Consider the following 18,929-nt stretch of genomic DNA (forward strand, 5'->3'; position numbering starts at 1 on the left):
GTTCGAGAATGAACGATACCCCGTCTGGCGCGCCTCTCGCCTATTCGATCAAAGAGGCTTGCCGCGCCACGTCGCTGGGGCGCACACGGCTCTATCAATTGATTGCTGCCGGGCAGCTGGATGCCGTCAAGATCGGTAACCGCACGCTGATCCCCGCCCGTGCCCTGCACAAGCTGCTGGAGGGCGCTCGATGATCGGCGAGAGCTCAGCTGTGCGTTTTGGCAGGATAGATTTCGGTCGGGTCAACCGCGCGGCACTGGCCAACGCGGTTGCGGTCGTGCGCGGCTTGCTGCCGGGAGGTCGCTTGGAGGGAAACGAGTACGTTGCCCGCAACCCGCTGCGCCCTGACAGGCGGCTTGGCAGCTTCAAGGTCAATGTCGCGACCGGGCGATGGGCTGATTTCGCCACGGGCGATGGCGGCGGCGACCTGGTAAGCCTTGCCGCGTTCGTGTCAGGCCTGCCTCAGCGAACAGCGGCCATCAGGCTGGCCGAAGTCATGGGAGTTTCCCCATGGGCGTGAACAACCGGACCGATGATCCATTCGCCAATGTCTCCAGGACTATCGCGACTGGTGGCGATCTACCAGCCGGGGACGTGCCGGCCATGAAACGCGGGAGCGTGCCCAGGCCCAAGGGCGAATGGGTATGCCCGGTGCCTGCTGATGCACCGGAAGCCCGAACTTCGCACAACCGCCATGGGAGGCCTTCCGCATCATGGCCTTATTGCGATGCAGAGGGCCGACTGATTCATTGGATCTGCCGTTTCGACAAGCCGGACGGGTCAAAGGAAATCCTGCCGCAAACGCTTTGGCGCGACGCCGGGCGGCTGAGCTGGCGCTGGGGTGCGCCTCCGGTCCCACGCCCGCTCTATGGGCTGGATCGGCTTGCTCTGGCTCCAACTGCGCCTGTACTCATTGTTGAGGGTGAAAAGGCAGCAGACGCAGCCGCGAGCCTGTTCTCAGGCTTCGCAGTCGTGTCCTGGTCTGGCGGATCAAAAGCCGTCAACAAGGCCGATTGGGCGCCACTGGCAGGACGCAAGGTGGCGATCCTGCCCGATGCCGACACGCCGGGACGCGAAGCGGCACAAGCTATTCACAAAGCGGCTTTGGCGGCTGGCGCAGAGGGTGCGGCTATTGTCCAGCTTCCCGCCTCGCTGCCAGCCGCATGGGATTGCGCCGATCCATTCCCGCCTGGCTTTGCCCCAGCCGACATGCTGGCCCTGATAGGAGATGCGCTGGAGGTCGCCAGCTCCGGCCAACTGGAAATGCCCCCGGGCTACACGTTTGATGACGGTGGCCTGTACTGGCTGGAACCGGGCAAGGATGGTGCAGAAGCGCGGGCCGTGCGCCTGTCCGATCCGTTCGACGTCATGGGCGAGGCGCGTGACGGTGAAGGGGGTGATTGGGGTTTGCTGATCCGGTTTCGGGACCGCGACGGCGTGGAGAAGCGCAAGACCGTCAAGCGAGCGGCCCTTGCGTGCGATGCAGGCGCGGTGCGGGCTGAGCTGGCGGCCGCGGGAATGCTGATCCTGTCCGCGACAGGCCAGGGTGATCGGTTCATTCGCTTCCTGCGGGCGGTGACACATAGCGCCCGGCTGACACTGGCGGAACGGACCGGCTGGGTGGATCGCAGCCGCTTTGTCTTGCCCCATGCCGTCATTGCGCCGCCGGGCGCAGAGCCGGTGCACTTCGATGGGGCCGCATCAGCCCTGCACTATCGTAAGTGCGGCAGTCTCGGCGGTTGGCAGCGCGACATGGCTGCACTTGCGCCGGGCAATAGCCGGTTGACCTTCGCCATTTCACTGGCTTTCGTCGGACCGATCATGCGCTGGCTTGATATGGAGGGGGGCGGCTTTCACTTCCGCGGATCGTCCAGCACCGGCAAGACGTCGCTCGCCATGGCGGCGGGCAGCGTGTGGGGCGGAGGCGGTTCGCTGGGCTTTGCGTCAAGCTGGCGGGCGACCGGCAATGCCCTGGAGGGCGTTGCCCATGGTCATACCGAAACACTGCTGATCCTGGATGAGCTGGCCCTTGTCGATCCGCAGGAGGCAGGCAGCGCTGCTTATGCGCTCGCCAGCGGCCAGGGGAAGGCACGGGCGCAGCAGAGCGGGGCCTTGCGCCGCCGTGCCGAGTGGCGTGTGATGGTATGCAGCACAGGCGAAATTGGTCTTGCCGATCACATGCGCGCCGCCAAGCGAGGCGAACGCACAATGGCGGGGCAGGAGTTGCGCTTGCTCGACCTGCCAGCCGACGCCGGGGCGGGCTTTGGCGCCTGGGAGGCTCTGCACCACATGGCCAGCCCAGCCGCCTTTTCCGATGCGATCAAGGCGGTCTGTGCCACGCATTATGGCCATGCGGGGCCAGCCTTCATTCGCGGGCTTGTGACTGATCCTGCTTATTGGGAGCGCGAGGTTAAGCGGCTGGCCAAGGCTTTCGCCGAGAAGGCCAGGCAAGAGGGGGATAGCGGGCAGGTGCACCGCGGCGCTTTGCGCTTCGCGGCCGTCGCAGCGGCTGGCGAAATGGCAACAGCGCTTGGCATCGTGCCGTGGCGAGCGGGTGAGGCCGAGATGGCGGCACTGGCCTGTTTCAATGCCTGGGCGGCAGGCTTCGGACGCACGGGCCTGCGAGAGCATCGGCAGATCCTGGAACGGGTGCGCAACGCCATACAGGCCGGGCAATCACGCTTTGGGAGTGTTCCCAGAGCGAAGGAGCATTCGTCATACGGGGGCGGCTCAGACGATGATGGCGCGACCATCAGCAACCGGGAGGGCGAAGCACGTTCGCTTACAACGTTGGGCTATCTTCATGACATTGAGCCAGGCAAGTCCTGCTACCTGTTTCACGACAGCGGCTGGAATGAGGTCCTCACTGGCTGCGATCCAAGGGAAGCCGCCTCCGTCCTGCAGGAACATGGGTTCCTGGTTCCCGGTGACGGCGGACGGCCCAAGCGTAAACAGCGTGTCGGGCGTCAAAGCCTGCGCTTCTACACGGTGCGTGCCACCATTCTGGAATGGGACGCGAGCGACCTGGGCAAGCCTGACGAGCGCGGGCCCGCGTCCGATAGTGCGTCTGACAGGGCGGGGCCATGGCCGAGTGAGGCAGCTCCAGCCACGCCGGATAGGAGCGGCCTTGATCCTTTTGACGCTGATCCCGATTGTTGGTGAATGCCTCGATCGGAGCGGCAAAAAACTGCTGCGTAGGAGAAGGGCGCAGGATAGGATAGCTGCCGCTCACGCGATGTCGGTTGCCGACCCTTCTCAGTCACTCAGCCGCCGATTTCGCGTTCCCAGGTGCGGACGTTCCGCTTGTCTTGTCGGAGCGCGCATGCCGGGCCGGTTGCGGAAGGTTGAGTTTGGAGCGGGAAGCGACGATAACTGCTGTTGGGGGCGGTGACTTAACAATTCAGTTGGGACGAGATTTCGCGTTTCACAGCTTGAATCAATGGGGCATACGCCAAAGTGGCTTAAGGGGTTGCAAAGTAATAAGAAAAATCCCACTTTCCTCTCTGGGCAAGGGCGCGAGGGATGATTGATGACTGCAACGATCTACAAGCCGATTTTGTTTTCTACGTACTTTGGCGTAGATCCGGACGTATTAAATGATGCCGGGTTTCTGGACCCATTCACAAACATCGACACACCGCTCTTTGTTGATCCGGTGTTGCTTGAGAAGTCCAATGTCGAGCTGATAAGAACTTCCGCAATCGCTCGTTTCCGCGAGCACTTTTCAAGATATGTCCGGCTTTTAGCCCTGTCTAAGAATGAGGGTGATCCGGCATGGAAAGCAGCCGCGAAGTTGCTTGACCTCGATGAGCCGCCGGAAAATGGACTAGGGTTTGGAGGTAGTGGTAGGTCTGGAAGTTCGCGACCGGAAGACATTCAGGTTGCAATCTTGCGGACGACCAAGTTGATCATTGCCTTGGGGGCTGATGACCCAGAAATGATATCATTGATGGGCTTCTTCGAGGAGGGGGTCGGACCTGACACAATTAGTGATTTTACGACCCGAGTAATTATGCCGGAGTTGTTGCAGCTCACCAAGCAATTTTGCGACGCCAACAATGTGCCTGTACGGCCGATGCCCGGTGCCAATGGAGGAGAGCTTCCCTGCGTTGTGGACGCAAATGGCCGAGAGAGGTTTATGGTTCTCGTCCCTCGGGATATCGTTCGCGATCTGCCACTGGCGAACGATTGGTCTGATCTGGAAGATGCTGTTAATGCGAACCAAGAGGTACGGGATCGTGTCAACGCCTTGCTTGGTCAGGTCGCCTCGAACACCGTCGAGGATCGAAAGTCCGCTACCAAGGCTGCTGCGCTAGCCGATAAGGATACCTTCGAAGCATTCTTGGCAGCGGTTAAGGCACACGCGGATAATTACGATCCAAACGATGACATGTTCGCTTACTTTAAGCTCAAAGACATCGTTGCGCATGGCTTTCCCGACCTTCCCGGTGATGGCGGTTATGATCTAAGCAAGGGGCCCGATGAGGTTTATCGCCTTGTGATCGACACAATTGAGTTTTTTGCTCACCATGTCGAAAGGGGCAATCTCTGGGAGGAGCTTTGGATTGATGGAAAGCCCAAGCGTGAGCGTGCGGCGCAGTTGATCTACTTTGCAATCGCAGATGCGTACTGCAGGGCAAACAATGTGGACATTTCGCCAGAGGCCCATATGGGCGGAGGGCCGATCGATTTCAAATTTTCGGTCGGATACGACGTCCGCGTCCTTGTCGAAATGAAGCGCTCAGGGGGGCAGGTGAAGCATGGTTATGAGAAGCAGCTAGAGATATATCTTGATGCCGCTCGAACCAATCTAGGCGTCTTTGTGATCATGGATTTTGGTGACTTGGGCCGTAAGCTGGATGCTATCAACGAAATACGTCAGGCTCGTATTGATACTGGTGAGCGCGCTTCGAAGATCATCGTGATTGATTCAACGCAAAAGGCTTCTGCCAGCAAGCGCATCTGATTGGCCTCCATACCGCACCGATTTGCTCCCAGGCATTCTTCGTGAAGCCACTGGCGTACCTGTAATCCAGCGGCAGGAAATGAAGCCGAGAGATGACCAGCAAAGCCCCTTAAGACGTCCAGTTTCCACCCCTCTTCAGCGCCGAGCGCTCAGGTCGGCGCGGGAGACCGGACCGGCAGGTTTCTGGAGCATCAAATTGGCTCCTGAACGACCAACTAGGGCGCCTGGCGGACCTACTGTCAACGTCACGATAAGATTCCCCGGTTGTGTCGAGGTGAGATTCCCCACTTTGCGGCTGCCGGAAATCACCCGGCGTGCAGATCGGCGGCTCCATTTTTCGGTGGCCGCCCGCGCCGGCGTGGTGGCGCAGGCGTGGGCGGGGTGATGACGGCCTTTGACCGGAAGTGCTTGGGCAGCAGACGGACACGCGTCCGACAACGTGGAGCCTTTCTCCGTCCGCCTACCTATGCAGCCGCTGCAGTCGGCGGCGGCTGCAACAGTGACCGTAATCCCTCCTCGATGCCTGGCCATTCTTGGTCGAGGTCGATCGTCACGATCCGCACAGCATGGCCTTGGATCTGGTATTGCGCATCTACCCTGTGATTGACTGCAGGGTACAGCAGCATCCCTTCCACTCCCGCGAACTCAGGACCAATTGCTTCGGCATTCTTAAGGTAGGAAAACAGCTGATAGAGGTTTTCGGAGCGGAAGGTTTTCGAACCAAACCGCTCCTGGAGCGCATCGCGATAGTACTTTGTGTCGATGATAATCCGTCGTGTAGGAGAGCTCAGAAAGATGTCGGTCCGCATCTGTGGCAAAACGATGGTCTGATCACGCGAGATAGGAATAGCATCCCAGCGGAGCTGCAAAGGCGAAACGCGGAATGCTGTTTGCTCGGTGCGGTAGAAGTTGCGGACGAAGCTCTCGAAAACGAGCGCCATTTTTCGTTCATCACGCAAGATATCTTGAAACTGAAATCCGTTGCCATCGGCATTCGGTAGCATTAAATCAAAGGCAAGCCGGCACACGCGCAGAAGGAAGTCATAGTAGGCGTTGTTGCGATGGAGCTGAACGCGCGCGAAGTCTGCCCCCGTTAGGCGCATGTCGGTCACATCGCGCAAAGTTCTGGATGCAGCACGTAGCTCGTGTGCAAGATCGGGTTCAAGACTGCGAACGCCAGCGAGCCGAAGCATGCTCGCTTTGATGATCCGATTGTGTAGAACATCGTGGCTGAGCTCATCGAACTCGCATGCAAGTCGGCGAATGCGCTGAGCCTGAAGAGACAAGCTGGCATCAATCTCGATGCGCCCCCTGACGGTCGCGAGCTCTTCCACCTTAGGTTGGTAGCCTCGATCGAGGCCACGACGTATCAGATTTCGGACGCCCGCAAGCAGCACCCGAGCTAGCAGATTAGGTAGGTCAGGGCTGGGCTCGGCGCCGACATCGGTCGCCTTTGCCTGCTCAAAGCGGTCCCAGGCATAACAGAACATGTAATAGATATTGGCGATGGGTATCCGCGGATCTGACATGGCGTTAGCCCAATAACCGTTCGGTCCAAGTCTCAACATTGGCCGGCGCATCAAACCAATATTCCCTGAGCAGCGGCAGGATTTCCGTGGTGATGACGCGCCGATACCATTCCGCACCAGTCTCACCGTCGGCTAGGCCAGAACAAAAGAAACTGTGACCGATCGCAAAACCGGGGCCCAGATTGGCAACGTCGTCGATGACAGCTGAATTAAGCGCGCCCACACGGTCGCGGATTATACGGACAATCTCTGTTGGCACTCCCGATGCGACAAGCTGCGTCTCAAACTTTTGCGTGTCGATCCGTGGTGGCAGGTCGATGAATGCAAACCGGCGACGCAGTGCATAGTCGACAACCGCAAGCGATCGATCGGCAGTATTCATTAAGCCGAGGAGGAACACGTTGTCGGGGACATGAAAGAGAGTGTCATCGTAAGCGAGAGGCACTGCCCAGTCGGCTTGCCGCTTATCGGGCTCGATGAGCAGCATGAGCTCGCCCAAAATTCGGCTCAAATTGCCGCGATTGATTTCGTCGATAATGAAAACGAACCGTTTGCCTGGATGGGCCATCGCTTGTTTACAGAAGGCGACAAACTTACCCTGGCGAAGCGAAAATCCTTCTTCGGAGGGGCGATATCCCTGAACGAAATCTTCGTACGAATAAGATTGGTGGAATTGGACAAATCCGACCCGGCGCGGATCGGCCGCCTCAATAAGCGCATAAGCCAGGCGCTTTGCTGCAAAGGACTTGCCAACACCGGGCGGGCCTTGCAGCACGAGGTTCTTTTTCGTCTTCCATAGAAGGAGGAGTTGCTCTGCCTCTTCGCGCTCAAGAAATAGATCCTTTAGCGCATCATTGAGACTGAAAGCAGGCGCTTCCGCGACATCCTGATCGACTTCGGCTGGCTCCTCTACTGCGTTGTCCTTTGACACCACTATACGTTGGTAGGCTTCTACCAAATCCGCGAGCAGTGCTGTGACTTGCTCGTCATTGGGCAGCTCATCGCTAGCAAGTGAGGCATGCGCGATTGTCCCGACTTCATAATTGCGCGCTGCGTTTGTACCTGACTTAAGATCAATCGTGTTATCGAGCTCGAATGGCTCAGATAGCAAATCCGCAATTTGCGGACGGGTTGCTGCGGCTACCTTCACCATTTCCTCGGCAGCACCGCGCTGTCCGAACGAATTGACCAGGTCGGTCATGCCCTGATTTAGCGTGAGATAGGTGACCGACAGATCCTCGGCGACAAGAAATACGATGTAGATGCCGCGCTGGGTAGAGTTGGTGAGCCGATCGTCGAGGATCGCAATCCAAGGTGTGTTGGTCCAACCGCCCTGGCCAACGCTTGCCCTAACCTTCAGATTCTTGTGCGCGGCGATCAGCGGGCAAGTTTCGAGCCATGCCTCTAAGGCGCGCTTAGCCTCGCCCATCTCGCCAGCAGTGGTGAACTGTGAGGTGCGGCTGGCTTCAAAGGCTTTAAGGAATGCGGTCAGCACAGATGCGAAACTGGGGCGATCACCCGCTTGTGTTTCCACCCCGCCTGATGGCTTCCAGCGCGTTTTCAGGTCATCAAGATAGTAATCGACCGGTGCGCCTTTGGCGTCCTCGAGGTCTCTGCGAAGATCAAATAGCGCTCGATCGAGCTCAGGAACGCTTCGCTTCCTCCAGTGACGTCTATCCTCGTCCGTGAAACTCGCGAGAATGGCTTCCTTATCGCCCCGCGAGCTGATCCGCTCAAATTCGTCCGGGAAGAACAAATGGGGTAATATATTTAGCAGTTGGCGATTGTTGGCGCCCTCTTGCTCATCCAGCCATTCAACGAATTTTTGCCCGTCCTCGAGAATGTTGCGCTGTCGATCTGACGGAAGTGCCCTTATCATCCGCAAACTTGTGATTAGGAAGACGAGCTCGCGCCATCGATGCGTATTGTATGCGGTGCCGGCCGAGCCAATGCCTCCTAGGACGTTATCGGCAAGGTATGGCTCCGTCGCCGACAAGGCATTGCCGGACCATGACCAGACTTCAGTTACGTTCTCTCTCTTTTTCGGGGCGCCGATGTTGGATGGGAAAAGACTCAGAAGCCACAAGAGCTCTGCCATCAATCGCAAGGCAGAGGGCGTTGCACCGACGAGCTGGGTTCTTAGCTTGTCCAGAAAATTAGCGCCTCCCTCGTCGGGGTTCTGGACAAATTTTTCGTCGAGTTCGTCGAGGTTTTCGACTGTCCAAAGCGCTTCGCCTGGAGAAAAGAGGCTCTCTTCTTTGATCAGCGAGCGCTGACGGCAGGCATCAGCTGCTTCGTACAGGCGTGCAGTCTCGTGGTGTGGATTGAATTTCGACATCCGCGCTGTGCCCCCAATGCCTCTTCGCTACGCGATCGTTCCCTGCACGTGTGTTACGATACTCTAATCTACGCAAGGATTTATCTGTTTATCTCATGGCGTTTTGCACATCGGGAAACCAAGCAAGGCAACCGTGTCCGTCGCCAGAACATTTGGCGCAACTCGCGGCGTAAATTAGCGGAGTGTCAGTGCCAGACAATATGCGGGTCATCACACGAGGACCGAGATACGCAGGCTCATTCGTTCAAGCAACCCTTCCTGGACCAGGTTTGTGCCGGCTGCGGCGGCCGAATTGCTAGTTGACCAAATGTGGGAACGCTTCGAAGTTGCATAGTCGAGAAGCTCCTCCCGGCGCGAAACGGGCGGCAACCAAACCTCGGGGCATTTTGCGCTCAGCGGCAGAGCAAAGCACTCAACTATAGCATCGTCGCATACGTTTTAGGGGCTGCTTTGCTCAATTCAGCTTTCACAAGCTGCCCGTCCGCTTGCGGTCCACTTTTTGCTCGTCTGCGATGCCGTTCGACACATCGATAGGCAACGGCAGGAAAGTCCCAAGTACAGTCGCAAGCCTTCCTTTGCAGGCGATCTATCGTCTGGCTTGTTCCCGCACGTCGAAGCAAGGGAACAGGCTCTGCGAAGCCTGGGAACACAAGTTATGGTTACGTAGCAAGGTGTTGTGAGCCCTGTTCCCAATCTCCCATTGTTCCCTTCGTTTATGTATCAGACCTTCAATGTGGTGGCTTCGGCCTTTGACGGGCGTCGGCGCCACTTCATGGATTTGGGGGTATGAATGGGGGTGCTTTGCGCATTGTGATTACAGAAATCGTTATTTCATAATAATTTGATGTTAGAATTCGAGCCCCTCACCGCCGTCGTTTTGTAGGGGCAAGGGAGGGCGCGAGCTCGGCTGCGCCTTGGATCAGGGGTTCGCCAGAGTCTCGATCAGGGTGACGTTATGGGCTGCGCAGGCCTGGCGCAGGTCCGCCTCGGCGAGGGTGTCGCACACGAAGTAGTCGATCGCTTCCATGCCGCAGACCCGTACCGGGGCCGAGCGGCCGACCTTGGAGCTGTCGGCAACGAGGATCACCTTGCGCGCGTTGCGGATGATCGTCTGCGAGACTTCTACCTCGTCGATGGCGAAATCGAGCAGGCTGCCGTCGGGATCGAGCGCGGAGATGCCGATGAGCGCGTAGTCCACGCGAAAGCTCTCGATGAAGCGCATGGCAAGAGCGCCCACCACGGCGCGGTCGGCGGTGCGCACCTTGCCGCCCACACACACCAGTTCCATGGACCGGTGGGCCGAGAGCGTATCGATCACGTTGAGGTTGTTCGAGATCACCATGAGATTGCGGTGGTTGCCGAAATTGGCGGCCACCGCCTCGGTCGTGGTGCCGATGTTGACGAACAGTGAGGCGCCGTCTGGGACTAGCGCCGCCGCCGCCGCGCCGATCCGGGCCTTCGCGTCCGAGGCGACCGAGCGCCGCGCCTCGTATTCCAGATTGATGACGCCCGAGGTGACCACCGCGCCCCCGTGCACGCGCGAAAGCAGCGCCTGCTCGGCCAGCACATTGAGGTCCTTGCGGATGGTCTGGGGGGTGACGTCGAGCCGCGTGGCCAGATCATCGACCTCGACGCGGCCCGCGCCGCGCGCGATCTCCAGAATGCGCGTGCGCCGACGCGTCACGATATCGCCCTGGCCGTCCTCGATGCTCGTGTGCGCGCTCATGCGCCTGCTGCCCCCGTCATGGCGTCACCCTAGCCGCGCGCGCGCGCTGTGCAAAGCGCAGGCGCTTAGGCGCTGTGCGAAAGGTAGCTGTCGAGCCTGGCAGCGGTACCTTCAGGTACATGCAGGCCCAGCTTGGAACGGCGGTAGAGGATGTCCTCAGCGCTGCGGGCCCATTCGTGGGTGACAAGATAGTCAACCTCGGCGGCGTGGAGGCCGCCGCCGAAATCCTCGCCCAGGTCCGCTGGCGTCTGCGCGCCCGACAGGATCGTCTCCGCGCAGGTGCCATAGGCGCGCGCGAGGCGGTGGAGAAGGGCGCCGGGCATCTGCGGGAAACGGCGGGTAAGGTCCTGCACAAAGCGCGCGAAGTCGCCTCCCGGTATCTCGCCGCCGGGCAGAATCGCACCGCCGGTCCAGGCGGCCTTCGCCTGCGGGAAGACGTGCGCGATGTGCTCCAGCGCGTGCTCGGCGAGCTTGCGGAAGGTGGTGATCTTGCCGCCGAAGATGCTGAGCATCGGTGCGCCGGTGTCCGGACGGTCGAAGTCGAGCACATAATCGCGGGTCACCGCCGAGGCGTTGGCGGCGTGATCGTCATAGAGCGGGCGGATGCCGGCATAGCTCCAGGCGATGTCGGCGGGAGTAGTGGTGCGATCGAAATAGCGGTTGGCGGTCTCGCATAGATAGGCCGTCTCGGCCTCGCTGATTTCGGCCTTGCCGGGCTCCTGCGTCCAGGGTTCGTCGGTGGTGCCGATGAGCGTGAAGTCGCGTTCGTACGGAATGGCAAAGACGATGCGGCGGTCCGGGTTCTGCAGCATGAAGGCGTGATCGCCCTCGTAGAGTTTGGGCACGACGATGTGGCTGCCCTTGACGAGGCGTACGCCGCGATCGTTCTTCGCGCGGCCCAGACGCTGGAGCACCTTGTCGACCCAGGGACCCGCCGCGTTGACGAGCATTTTTGCACGCACCTCACGCGCGCCATCGGGGCCTTCGATCTGCGCGGTCCAGGTGTCATTCTGGCTGGTTGCGCCGGTGAGGCGGGTGCGGGTCTCGATCCGCGCGCCGCGCGCGGCTGCGTCCATGGCGTTGAGGACGACGAGGCGGCTGTCCTCGACCCAGCAGTCGGAATAGACGAAGGCCTTGCCCTTGCTCGTGTCCGCGATTGGAGAGAGGCCGCGGCCCTGCGGCGCGGTGTCGAGGTTGAGCGTCTCGGTGCCGGGCAGGGTCTTACGTCCGCCGATGTGGTCGTAGAGGAAGAGGCCGAGGCGCACCATCCAGGCCGGACGGGGAGATTGCGACTGGGGCAGGACGAAGCGCAGCGGCCAGATGATGTGCGGGGCCATGGACAGCAGGCGCTCACGCTCGATCAGCGCTTCGCGCACAAGGCGAAACTCGTAGTATTCGAGGTAGCGCAGCCCGCCGTGGATCAGTTTGGTCGAGGAGGAGGAGGTGTAGCTGGCAAGGTCGTCCTGTTCGACCAGCAGCACCGAGAGCCCGCGCCCGGCCGCATCGCGCGCGATGCCAGCCCCGTTGATGCCGCCGCCCACGATCAGCAGGTCGTAGGTGGGCTCTTGCGTGGAATGAGGCGTTGCGGACGACACGGTGGGAACTCCCTTCAGGGTGGCTTGGTAGGGAAACACATCCCGGTGAATTTCGTTTCGCGCTATAGTTTGGCATAAACGAAAATTCAAACGAAAGTCTTGACCTTCGTATGAAGGTGCGTGCAGGGAGAGCCGGAAAACGAAGACCGATAGAGGGGAGATCTCGGATCGTGCCTGCCGGGACCGAAGATTCGCGCAAGCTGCGCGGCGAACTGATTGCCGAGATGATCGCGGTGATGATCATCGTGACGCTGGGCGATTCCGCCGCGGCCATGATCACGCTCTACGATCCCAGCCCCTATGCGCAGGCTTACTGGGGCGTGTGCATCGCCTGGGGGCTTGCGGTGACCCTGGCAATCTACGTGACCGGCTCGGTTTCGGGGACCCACGCCAATCCGGCGGTGACCCTGGCGCTGATGGTCTATCGCGGCTTTCCCCGGCGCAAGGTTCTCCCCTATATCGCTGCGCAGGTCGCAGGCGGCGTGATTGGCGCCGCGCTCGTCCTCCAGCTTTGGCATCCGGTGATCGATGCGTTCAACGCCGCGCAGGGTCTTACCCGCGCGCAAGGCGGCGCGGCGGGGGTCTTCTTCACGCTGCCTGGCGCACACATCACCCCCTGGCACGCCTTCTGGGACGAGGTCATCCTGACCGCGTTCCTGCTGCTCGGCATCTTTGCGATCACCGACGAGTACAACGAGATGGCACCGCGGGCGAACTCGGGCGCGTTCATGATCGGCCTGCTTGTCGCGGCCATCGGTGCCTCGGGCGGCTATCTCGAAGGCTGGCCGATCAACCCTGCACGCGATTTCGGGCCGCGCCTCTTCGCGACATTCACCGGCTGGGGGGCCTCGGCACTGCCGGGCGCGGGCTTCTACTTCTGGGTGCCGATTGCCGGGCCCTTCGTGGGCGGCCTTGTTGGCGCAGGTCTTTATCACTTCGCGATCAAGCCCTACCTGCGACCCGAGACGAAAGCCGAAAACGCAAACGAAACCACGGTCGAAACCGGCGCCGAATAAGCCGCGTCGAGCGCCCCTATTACCCCGACGGAGAGTTCCCGCATGTCCCAGTCCGGCCCTGTTCACGGTCACGTACTTGCTATCGACCAGGGGACGACCTCGACCCGCGCCATCGTCTTTGATGCCGAGGCGCGCGCGGTGGCAACCGCGCAGTGCGAGTTCGAACAGCACTACCCCGAGCTGGGCTGGGTCGAGCACGACCCGGAGGACATCTGGCGCGACGTGGTGAAGACCGCGCGTGAGGCGATGGGCAAGAGCGGCGTCGCGCCGCAGGGCATCGCCGGGATCGGTATTACCAACCAGCGCGAGACCGTGGTGGTGTGGGACAAGGCGACGGGCACGCCGATCCACAAGGCCATCGTGTGGCAGGACCGGCGCACCGCGCGGCTGTGCGCCGATCTCAAGGCCGATGGGGTGGAGGCCGACGTGCGGGCGCGCACCGGGCTCCTTGTCGATCCCTATTTCTCGGCGACCAAGCTGGCCTGGATTCTCGACAACGTGGCGGGCGCCCGCGCCGCGGCCGAGCGCGGTGAGCTTGCTTTCGGGACCATCGACTGCTTCCTGCTGTGGCGTCTGACCGGGGGCAAGGTCCACGCGACCGACGTCACCAACGCCGGACGCACGATGCTCTACAACATCCGCACGCAAGGGTGGGACGAGGACCTGTGCCGCCTGTTTCGCGTGCCGATGCAGATCCTGCCCGAGGTCCACGACAACAGCCACGTCTTCGGCACCACCGCGCCCGACCTGTTCGAGGCCGAGATCCCCATCGCGGGGATGGCGGGTGACCAGCAGGCCGCGCTGTTCGGGCAGGCCTGTTTCGCGCCGGGCATGGCCAAGTCGACCTACGGCACGGGCTGCTTCATGCTGCTCAACACGGGTGAGGAGGCGCTGGCCTCGGACAACCGCCTGATCACGACGCCCGCCTATCGCCTGAATGGCCAGATGACCTATGCGCTGGAAGGCTCGATTTTCGTGGCAGGTGCCGCGATCAAGTGGCTGCGCGATGGCATCGGGGTCATCACCCATGCGCGCGAGACCAACGACATGGCGACGCAGGTGCCCGATAACCATGGCGTCTACATGGTCCCGGCCTTCGTCGGGCTGGGCGCGCCGCACTGGGACCCGGACGCGCGCGGCGCGATCTATGGCCTGACGCTGGGGGCCGGGCAGGCGCATCTTGCCCGCGCGGCGCTGGAGGCGGTCGCCTATCAGACCATGGATCTGGCCGACGCGATGGTCGCTGACGGTGGCCGCGCGCCCGAGCGGTTGCGCGTCGATGGCGGGATGGCGGCGAATGACTGGCTGTGCCAGTTCCTCGCCGACATGCTCGACGTGCCGGTCGAGCGTCCGGTGCACCTGGAAACGACAGCGCTGGGCGCGGCTTTCCACGCAGGCCTTGCGACGGGCGTGTGGAGCGATCTCGACGCGCTCTCGCGCACCTGGCGGCAGGGCGAACTGTTCCGCCCGGCGATGAAGGCCGAGCGCCGCCGCGATCTTGCCGCTGGCTGGAAAGATGCTGTGCGCCGCACGATCTCGAAATGATCTGGCCCGAAATGAGCCATCACGGCATGTATCTCGCAAGGACGCGCAATTTCTTGCCCTGAGTGAAAAAATGCACCAGATCGTTGCGCCCTGAACAGCCACCCCACCGGGAGAAGAGCACCGTGGCCGCAATGATCGATACCAGCCCCAGTGGCGATGCCGAAACGTTCGGGGAGGAAGTCCCGGGCGGTCACGTCGATGCGCCTGAATTGCGCTACTTCGTTTTCGCGCTGTTCTTCATCTTCGGGGGCATCACCAGCCTCAACGACGTCATCATTCCCAAGCTCAAGGAGCTGTTCACGCTCAGCTTCACTGAAGCGATGCTGGTGCAGTTCTGCTTCTTCACCGCCTATGCGGTGATCGGCATCCCGGGCGCGATGCTGGTGCGCAAGTTGGGCTACATGCGCGGTGCCGTGGTGGGGCTTGTGGTGATGATCGCGGGCTGCCTTGCCTTCATTCCGGCCTCGCAGACGGCCTACTACCCGCTGTTCCTGGCCGCCTACTTCGTGCTGGCCGCGGGCGTGGTGATTGTCCAGGTCGTCTCCAACCCGCTGATCAGCCTGCTGGGGCCGCGCAAGACCGCGTCCTCGCGCCTCACGTTCGCGCAGGCCTTCAACTCGCTGGGCACCACGCTCTTCCCCATTGCCGGTTCGGTCCTCATTCTGGGCAGCCTCGCCAATGTCTCGGCGGGCGAGCTGACCGGCGCGGCGCTCGACACCTACCGCCGCCAGGAAAGCCAGGCGATCGTCCACGGCTATCTCGGCATTGCCGCGGCGCTGGCGCTTGTTGCCCTTGCGGTCTGGATGTTCCGCAACCGCCTTCCTGCCGAGAAGCACGAGGCGCATGCGACCAAGGGCGTGCTGGAACGCTTCGGGCTCGACCTGCTTTCGCGCCTGCGCTTCGGCTACGGCGCGCTGTGCATCTTCCTCTACGTCGGCGCCGAGGTCACCATCGGCTCGCTCATCGTCAACTACCTGATGCAGGACCACGTGATGGCGCTGCCCGAGGCGAGCGCGGGCAAGCTCCTGGGCTTCTACTGGGGCGGAGCGATGGTTGGCCGTTTCCTCGGCTCGGCGGTGCTGCGCCTCGTCAGTCCGGGCAAGGTGCTGGCCTTCAACGCCTGCGCGGCCATCGTCCTGATCGCGGTTTCGACCACCGGGACCGGACCGATGGCGGGCTACACCCTCCTGGCCGTGGGCCTCATGAACTCGATCATGTTCCCCACCATCTTCAGCCTCGCCTGCGAGAAGCTGGGCACGCGCGCGGCCGATGGTTCGGGCATCATCAATGTCGCCATCTGCGGCGGGGCCGTGATCCCGGTCCTTACCGGCGCGCTGGCCGATGCGACCGGCGGCAACCTCTCGATCGCCTTCATCATCCCGGCGCTGTGCTATGCGGTGATCGCGGGCTTTGGCCTCTACGCGCGCCGCCCGGCCTGAACCGGGCGTGCCGCAAGAGGTTAATGAAAGGTCAAGAAAACAGGGCTATTGATACCTGAATGAGCCGTCCGATCATCCCCCGGCGCTCCGTGCGCAAGCCGGTCTCCATGACCGTACAGTGCCGGACCCACAGCGGTCTGCGGGACACAGGCGAGATCTACGATCTCTCGCCCGAGGGGTGCTGTATCCAGATCACGGGCATGTTCTTCAAGGTGGGTGGCCGCATCGTGCTGCGCCCGGCCGGGCTGGAAGCCTTCAGCGGGGTCGTGCGCTGGATCAGCGGCGACTTTGCCGGGGTCGAGTTCGACCGGCCGCTTTATGGCCCGGTGGTCGATCACCTGGCGCTGCACAACCCCTCCAAGGGCATGCCGCGCGGCTTTTGAATCGCGTATAAGGCAGCTGCGTTCAGCCGCGCTGGACGCTGGCCATGGCCTCGGCGCAGACCGGGTAGCCCATGTCCGCCGGAATTGTCAGCCAGTCGCCATCCTCGCGTTTCTCGATCACGGGCCGGATCCGGCGTGGGGGATGGGCCTGCGCGTCGGCACGGGCGTCTGCGAAGGAGGCGTGTCTGGCGAGACGCTCCAGGTTGCGGCGGGTGGGGAAGATGACCCGTCCCTCGCCGCGGTCGCACAGCGCCAGGGTGTCGCGCGCGCTGGCCCAGAACAGATGCGTGTTTTCGGTCTCGTCGACCGCGATATCAACCTGTCCGCTGCCCAGATCGGTCAGGAAAAAGCGGGTGTCGAAGGGCCTGACACCTGGCGCGCACCAGTGGGCGTAGAAGGTGAGGCGTTTGGGATCGAGCGCCCAGCCCATCCGTTCGAGCACCGGGGCAAGAGCGCCCTCGCGCAGCAGCAGTTCGCGGCCCTCGCGCACCGCCTGCGGCGAGACGGCGACCGGGTTGGCGATGAGAAGGCCGGTCTCTTCCAGTGTCTCGCGAATGGCGGCGATCCGGGCCGCCCCCAGCGCTGTGTCCTCATCGGGAAGCAGGCGGCGGGCAAGGGCGGTGTCCTCGGCATCGACGCGTCCGCCCGGAAAGACCAGCGCGCCCGCGGCAAAGCGCATCTTCGGGGCGCGCTTGACCATCAGCAGTTCGGGGGGGGCGCCAGGCCTGGGGTTGCGCCGGAAGATGACGACGGTCGCGGCGGGCACCATGTCCTTGGGCGGGTCGGTGGGAGCGTGGGACGCGGTCATGGGACCGCTTTCGCGCGCCGTGCCGCCGGGGGCAAGAGGGCGGTTGCCTTGCAGGTAAGACACGCGCACGGCTGACGCCCTTCGGGCCCCAGGGAGAAGGGGGCGGCGCTGGCCGCAGGTGCGTTGGTCCCGATGCGCCTCCCGAAGCCAGAACAGGGCCTTGGTGCAGGCGTGAATGTGTCGAGATTTTTTACATGCTGGCCTTGGGGGGGAACCGCGTCGGACGTGCGAATGCGGGTTTTGCGTAATTTTGGAAGTTTGGCACGGTCCATGCTTTGTATCCATTGTACCCAAAGCAGTCTCGATGGGGCAGGGCCATCATGTCTCCTGGCCCTGCCTCCCCGACAGACGCACGAAGGGCCCGGACACCGTAGTGGTCTCCGGGCCCTTCGTGCGTCGGGTGACGTGGCTCGCGCCAGCGAATCAGGCCTGAGGCGCGATTCCCGCGTCGGTGACGAGCTGCTGCAGTTCGCCGGCCTCGTACATCTCCATCATGATGTCGCTGCCGCCCACGAACTCGCCCTTCACGTAGAGCTGGGGGATCGTCGGCCAATCCGAGTAGGCCTTGATGCCCTGGCGGATTTCCTGGTCCTGCAGGACGTCAACCGATTCGAACGGGACGCCGATGTGGTCGAGAATGGCGCAGGCGCGGCTCGAGAAACCGCACTGCGGGAAGAGCGGCGTGCCCTTCATGAACAGGACAACATCGTTGGCCTTCACGAGGTCGCCGATACGGGCGTTAACGTCGGACATCTGATTCAAATCCTCAAAAGCGTATGCGCGTCACTTGGGAACGGCGGTGGTGAGTTGCAAGGCGTGGAGCTCGCCGCCCATGTGGCCTCCGAGCGCTTCATAGACCATCTTGTGCTGCGCGACACGCATCTTGCCCGCGAACTGGGGCGCGATGACGTGCGCGGCGTAATGGTCGCCGTCGCCGGCAAGGTCGGTGATCGTGATTTCGCAGCCGGGCAGGGCCTCTGCAATGAGGCGCTCGATTTCGCTGGCGGGCATCGCCATCTGGGCTTCTCCTATGGCCGTCGTTGGGGGGCAGGGTGCGGCCGGCACCTTGGTCTTGCGCCTCCCCTAGCACCGCTGGCGCACGGTTTCGAGCCGTTTCGGGCGCGGCGCTTGCGAGGTGGGCGGCGTGGTCAGGCCGCGCCGAGAAAAGCGCGGCGCGCTTCGACCTGCTTGGCTTCCAGGGCGGCGCGCACTTCGCCTTCGGTCGTGTCGACCCCGGCCGCGGTAATGTCGCCCAGGAGCTTGCGGATCACGTCCTCGTCGCCCGCTTCCTCGAAGTCGGCCTGGACCACCGCCTTGGCGTAGGCTTCGGTCTCGGCCTCGGAAAGGCCCATGCGCGCGGCGGCCCATTCGCCCACGAGGCGGTTGCGGCGCGCCTGGATGCGGAAAAGCACCTCGGCGTCATGCTCGAGCCCGGTCGGCTCGCCGCCATCTGCGCCGTGCCCCTTGCTGCTGAAACTCTTCATCACACAATCCCGCAAAAGCGTGAGCCCGGCGCACCTGCGCACCGTGTCACGGTTCGTTCCCATTGCGATAGGGCCGAGCGGGGCTGGGTTCAATCCCGAT

General features: G+C 62.2%; 16 protein-coding genes. 8 read left to right on the plus strand and 8 right to left on the minus strand.

Translation table 11 applies throughout. From position 1 onward, the window contains the following. Nucleotides 1–8 precede the first annotated feature (8 nt). From MTR65_RS15360 to MTR65_RS15375, 4 genes are all read left to right on the plus strand, one after another. The gene (locus tag MTR65_RS15360) at nt 9–194 is read left to right on the plus strand and encodes a helix-turn-helix domain-containing protein (protein WP_243801717.1); all 186 of its coding nucleotides are present in this window, start codon (nt 9–11) and stop codon (nt 192–194) included. Next, nucleotides 191–520 carry a hypothetical protein gene (locus tag MTR65_RS15365; protein WP_243801719.1) on the plus strand — a complete coding sequence of 110 codons (330 nt, stop codon included), beginning with the start codon at nt 191–193 and terminating at the stop codon, nt 518–520. Before MTR65_RS15360 ends, MTR65_RS15365 begins: the two co-directional genes overlap by 4 nt. Further along, nucleotides 511–3,162, plus strand: coding sequence for a DUF927 domain-containing protein (locus MTR65_RS15370; protein ID WP_243801721.1), 2,652 nt, complete (start codon nt 511–513; stop codon nt 3,160–3,162). The genes MTR65_RS15365 and MTR65_RS15370 overlap by 10 nt, the downstream gene beginning before the upstream one ends. Nucleotides 3,163–3,529: 367 nt before the next feature. Continuing rightward, nucleotides 3,530–4,966, plus strand: coding sequence for a hypothetical protein (locus tag MTR65_RS15375; RefSeq protein ID WP_243801724.1), 1,437 nt, complete (start codon nt 3,530–3,532; stop codon nt 4,964–4,966). A 464-nt stretch (nt 4,967–5,430) separates the two neighbouring features. Here the strand turns inward: MTR65_RS15375 and mcrC are convergent, their stop codons facing one another. The 4 genes from mcrC to MTR65_RS15400 all read right to left on the minus strand — a co-directional run bounded on the left by mcrC (nt 5,431) and on the right by MTR65_RS15400 (nt 12,154). After that, the gene (gene mcrC, locus MTR65_RS15385) at nt 5,431–6,495 is read right to left on the minus strand and encodes a 5-methylcytosine-specific restriction endonuclease system specificity protein McrC (protein WP_243801726.1); all 1,065 of its coding nucleotides are present in this window, start codon (nt 6,493–6,495) and stop codon (nt 5,431–5,433) included. A 4-nt stretch (nt 6,496–6,499) separates the two neighbouring features. Further along, the gene (locus tag MTR65_RS15390) at nt 6,500–8,833 is read right to left on the minus strand and encodes an MrcB family domain-containing protein (RefSeq protein WP_243801728.1); all 2,334 of its coding nucleotides are present in this window, start codon (nt 8,831–8,833) and stop codon (nt 6,500–6,502) included. 919 nt (nt 8,834–9,752) lie between these two features. Next, a complete protein-coding gene (locus MTR65_RS15395) occupies nt 9,753–10,559 on the minus strand; it encodes a DeoR/GlpR family DNA-binding transcription regulator (RefSeq protein WP_243801730.1) in 807 nt (268 codons plus the stop codon). A 65-nt stretch (nt 10,560–10,624) separates the two neighbouring features. Beyond that, nucleotides 10,625–12,154 (minus strand): glycerol-3-phosphate dehydrogenase, encoded by a 1,530-nt coding sequence (locus MTR65_RS15400; RefSeq protein WP_243801731.1) that lies wholly within the window; start codon nt 12,152–12,154, stop codon nt 10,625–10,627. A 170-nt stretch (nt 12,155–12,324) separates the two neighbouring features. Here MTR65_RS15400 and MTR65_RS15405 point away from each other — a divergent pair, with 170 nt between their 5' ends. The 4 genes from MTR65_RS15405 to MTR65_RS15420 all read left to right on the plus strand — a co-directional run bounded on the left by MTR65_RS15405 (nt 12,325) and on the right by MTR65_RS15420 (nt 16,537). After that, nucleotides 12,325–13,170, plus strand: a complete 846-nt coding sequence (locus tag MTR65_RS15405; RefSeq protein ID WP_243801733.1) for an MIP/aquaporin family protein — start codon at nt 12,325–12,327, stop codon at nt 13,168–13,170. 42 nt (nt 13,171–13,212) lie between these two features. Beyond that, nucleotides 13,213–14,715 carry a glycerol kinase GlpK gene (gene glpK / locus MTR65_RS15410; protein ID WP_243801735.1) on the plus strand — a complete coding sequence of 501 codons (1,503 nt, stop codon included), beginning with the start codon at nt 13,213–13,215 and terminating at the stop codon, nt 14,713–14,715. Nucleotides 14,716–14,846: 131 nt separating this feature from the next. Beyond that, on the plus strand, nt 14,847–16,154 hold the full coding sequence (locus MTR65_RS15415) for a sugar MFS transporter (RefSeq protein ID WP_243801738.1): 1,308 nt from the start codon (nt 14,847–14,849) through the stop codon (nt 16,152–16,154). 59 nt (nt 16,155–16,213) lie between these two features. Further along, nucleotides 16,214–16,537 (plus strand): PilZ domain-containing protein, encoded by a 324-nt coding sequence (locus tag MTR65_RS15420; RefSeq protein ID WP_084592033.1) that lies wholly within the window; start codon nt 16,214–16,216, stop codon nt 16,535–16,537. A gap of 22 nt (nt 16,538–16,559) precedes the next feature. Here MTR65_RS15420 and MTR65_RS15425 read toward each other — a convergent pair whose 3' ends face one another. From MTR65_RS15425 to MTR65_RS15440, 4 genes are all read right to left on the minus strand, one after another. Continuing rightward, nucleotides 16,560–17,345: an NUDIX hydrolase gene (locus MTR65_RS15425; protein ID WP_243801740.1), complete on the minus strand. Its 786-nt coding sequence runs from the start codon at nt 17,343–17,345 to the stop codon at nt 16,560–16,562. A 423-nt stretch (nt 17,346–17,768) separates the two neighbouring features. After that, complete coding sequence (grxD, locus tag MTR65_RS15430; protein WP_039390507.1) at nt 17,769–18,098, minus strand: Grx4 family monothiol glutaredoxin; 330 nt, start codon at nt 18,096–18,098, stop codon at nt 17,769–17,771. Nucleotides 18,099–18,128: 30 nt separating this feature from the next. Further along, nucleotides 18,129–18,362: a BolA/IbaG family iron-sulfur metabolism protein gene (locus MTR65_RS15435; RefSeq protein WP_243801742.1), complete on the minus strand. Its 234-nt coding sequence runs from the start codon at nt 18,360–18,362 to the stop codon at nt 18,129–18,131. A gap of 131 nt (nt 18,363–18,493) precedes the next feature. After that, nucleotides 18,494–18,829, minus strand: a complete 336-nt coding sequence (locus tag MTR65_RS15440) for a DUF1476 domain-containing protein (RefSeq protein ID WP_243801744.1) — start codon at nt 18,827–18,829, stop codon at nt 18,494–18,496. Between the last annotated feature and the right edge of the window lie 100 nt (nt 18,830–18,929).

The sequence above is a fragment of the Novosphingobium mangrovi genome (assembly GCF_022818885.1).
In the GTDB taxonomy this organism is placed as follows: Bacteria; Pseudomonadota; Alphaproteobacteria; order Sphingomonadales; family Sphingomonadaceae; genus Novosphingobium; species Novosphingobium mangrovi.